The 3,040-nt window shown below is 73.5% G+C and carries 5 protein-coding genes; 2 read left to right on the forward strand and 3 right to left on the reverse strand.

The window, feature by feature from the left end:
• A partial coding sequence (locus ESO86_RS19095) for a ComEC/Rec2 family competence protein (protein ID WP_422836500.1) occupies nt 1-468 on the forward strand: 468 nt, incomplete at its 5' end.
• A gap of 29 nt (nt 469-497) precedes the next feature.
• Nucleotides 498-1,514, forward strand: a complete 1,017-nt coding sequence (gene holA, locus ESO86_RS14410) for a DNA polymerase III subunit delta (RefSeq protein WP_129235613.1) — start codon at nt 498-500, stop codon at nt 1,512-1,514.
• Nucleotides 1,515-1,589: 75 nt separating this feature from the next.
• On the opposite strand, the gene rpsT is transcribed toward holA, so the two are convergent.
• The 3 genes from rpsT to ESO86_RS14425 all read right to left on the reverse strand — a co-directional run.
• A complete protein-coding gene (rpsT, locus tag ESO86_RS14415; protein WP_129235614.1) occupies nt 1,590-1,850 on the reverse strand; it encodes a 30S ribosomal protein S20 in 261 nt (86 codons plus the stop codon).
• 161 nt (nt 1,851-2,011) lie between these two features.
• Nucleotides 2,012-2,764: an alpha/beta fold hydrolase gene (locus ESO86_RS14420; RefSeq protein WP_129235615.1), complete on the reverse strand. Its 753-nt coding sequence runs from the start codon at nt 2,762-2,764 to the stop codon at nt 2,012-2,014.
• Nucleotides 2,765-2,767: 3 nt separating this feature from the next.
• On the reverse strand, nt 2,768-3,040 hold a 273-nt coding region (locus ESO86_RS14425), incomplete at its 5' end, for a response regulator transcription factor (RefSeq protein WP_165307904.1).

Consider the following 3,040-nt stretch of genomic DNA (forward strand, 5'->3'; position numbering starts at 1 on the left):
TCGCACGCCGAGGTCGTCGCCGGGGCGCACGGAACCCTCGGCGCCGCCGCGTGGCGGGTCCTCTGGCCGCGAGCGGACGCCGCGCCGGGGAACGACGCGAGCGTCGTGATCCACCTCGTGACGCCCGACTTCGGTGCGGTGTTCCTCGGCGACCTCGGCCGCGAGGCGCAGGACGCGATGCGGCGTGCCACGGAGGTCGGCCGCGTCGATCTCGTGAAGGTCGCCCACCACGGCAGCGCCGACCAGAGCGCCGAACTCTACGGCGAGCTCGGGGCGTCCGTGGGGCTCATCGGCGTCGGTGCGGAGAACGGCTACGGCCACCCGACGGGATCGCTGCTCGAGCTGCTCGAGAATGCGCGGACGGTGCCGGTGCGGAGCGACGCGTCGGGGGCCGCGGTGCTGCGGGCCGTGCCCGGCGGGTTCGAACTGTGGACCGCGCGGGCCGTCGGTGTCGCGGGTGCTCCGTAGACTGGACCGGCACGAGGGAAGGGAGCGCCGTGGCGGCACGTCCGGGCACAGGCAGGTCGAAGACCGCGATCCCGCAGCTGGGGTGGAGCGAGGCTCGGCCGGCGCCGATCGTGCTCGTCTCCGGCGGCGAAGACGTGCTCGCCGAGCGCACGCTCACGATGCTCCGCGAGACGCTCCGCGCAGATGATCCGGCGCTCGAGGTCAGCGACCTCGAGGCCGACGGGTACACGCGCGGAACCCTGCTCACGCTCGCGAGCCCGTCGCTGTTCGGCGAGCCCCGGCTGATCCGGGTCACCGGCGTCGAGAAGTCGAGCGACGAGTTCCTGCTCGACGCGCTGGAGTACCTCGCAGCCCCGGCCGAGGGCACCACGGTGGTCCTTCGCCATCGTGGCGGCAATCGCGGCAAGAAGCTGCTCGACGCGCTCCGCGCGGGCGAGGGCGGCGGCATCGAGGTCGTCTGCGCCGAGCTCAAGCGCGACGCCGACAAGCAGGACTTCGCCGCGGCCGAGTTCCGCCTCGCGGGACGACGCATCGCCCCGGCCGCGCTGCGCGCCCTCGTCGGCGCATTCAGCGACGACCTCGGCGAGCTCGCCGCCGCGTGCCGTCAGCTCATCGCCGACGCCACGGGCGACATCGACGAGGCCGCCGTGCGCAGGTACTACGGCGGGCGCGTCGAGACCAATGCGTTCGAGGTCGCCGATGCGGCGATCGCCGGGCGCCACGGAGATGCCCTCATCGCCCTGCGGCACGCCCTCGACTCGGGCGCCGACCCGGTGCCGATCGTCGCGGCGTTCGCCATGAAGATCCGCACCATGGCCAAGGTCGCGGGGTCGCGCGGTGCGACGGCCTCATCGCTCGGCCTCGCGCCCTGGCAGGTGGATCGCGCACGTCGCGACCTCGCCGGGTGGAGCGATGAGGGCCTCGGCGTCGCCATCCAGGCGCTGGCTGCGGCCGACGCCGCGGTGAAGGGCGCCGAGCGCGATCCCGTCTTCGCGCTCGAGCGGCTCGTGGGCGTCATCGCCGCGCGCGGCCGCGCCCTCGCCTGAGACCCGCCAGGCACCGCCCCGGCAACGACGAAGGCCCCGCACCTTTCGGTGCGGGGCCTTCGAACGACACTCGGATCAGAGCGCGGCGACCTGCTTCGCGATGGCCGACTTGCGGTTCGCGGCCTGGTTCTTGTGGATCACGCCCTTGCTCACGGCCTTGTCGAGCTTGCGGGTCGCGACGCGGAGGGCGGCGGTGGCCTTCTCCTTGTCGCCCTCGGCGACGGCCTTGCGGGTGGCGGTGATGACGGTCTTGAGCTCGCTCTTCACGGCCTTGTTGCGCTCCTGCGCCTTCAGGTTGGTGCGGATGCGCTTGATCTGCGACTTGATGTTTGCCACGTGGTTCGTCTTTCGTGTGTTCTGCGGGTACCGGAGTTGCCGCAATCGGTAGAGGGGCCGTCGCGGCGCATCGTGCGGGGTGGGACCCACACGCAAGCCAACAGGCAACGATACCAGCAACGCCGGTGCGGCACCAAAGCGAACCGGGGCGGCATCGTCGGTCAGCGGTTCGCTGCCGCCGACCGGCGTCGCACCTCCCGGAGCTCGAGTTCGGCGACCGCGCCGAGCACGGCCGCGGTGAACTCCTCTGGGCGGGCCAGGCTGACGAGGTGGGTGGCACCCTCGATGTGCACGAGCCGGCCGTCGGCGGCGGCCCGGAGCATCCGCCGCTCCTCGAACCGGAAGTGGTCGTAGCGACCGTTGACGAACCATATGGGCACCTCGATGGCCGCGATCGAGGCCTCGAGGTCGAGCTCGCCGACCGCGCCGATGGCCGGGCGCATGACGTCGAGCGCGACCCCGCCCGCGATGATGTCGTCGACGGCGGCGGGGGAGAGGAACAGGCGTGCCATCCGGTCGTTGAGGGCCCGGCCCTGATCGGGCAGCCGGCCGATCGCGTCGGCGAGGCGCAGGTAGCCGTGCAGCCCCGGCCCGCGCGGGCGGGTGCCGCACGAGGCGGCGACGAGTCCCTCGAGGCCCCGCGGATGCCGCGCCGCGAACTCGATCGACAGGTACCCGCCGAGGCTCAGTCCGACGAGCAGTCGCGGCACGCCGGGCACCGGGTCGCCCAGCGCATCGCCGATGGTGTCGAGCGCGTCGGCGAGCGTGAACGGCTCGCCGAGCCTCGCGCCGTGCCCCGGGAGGTCGACGGGCACCACCTCGAGGTCGTGCCGCTCGAGCCGCAGCACCTGCCCGCGCCACATCGTGGCCGACGTCCGGATGCCGTGGACGAGGACGACGCGGGCGCGCGGCATCGCTCAGCCCGCCCGGATGGCCCCGAGCTCGCGGGCGCGCGCGACCGCCGCGGTGCGGGAACCGACGCCGAGCTTGGTGAAGATGTGGACGAGGTGCGACTTGACCGTCGCCTCGCTGAGGAAGAGCGCCTGGCCGATCTCCCGGTTGGTGCGACCCGCGGCGACGAGCGCGAGCACCTCGGCCTCGCGCACAGTGAGGCGCTGGTCGCCGGCGCGCTGCGACTCGTCGAGCCGGGACGCGACCGTCGGGGCGAGTGCGGACTCGCCGGCCGCCGC

The sequence above is a fragment of the Agromyces binzhouensis genome (assembly GCF_004135055.1).
Taxonomy (GTDB): Bacteria; Actinomycetota; Actinomycetes; order Actinomycetales; family Microbacteriaceae; genus Agromyces; species Agromyces binzhouensis.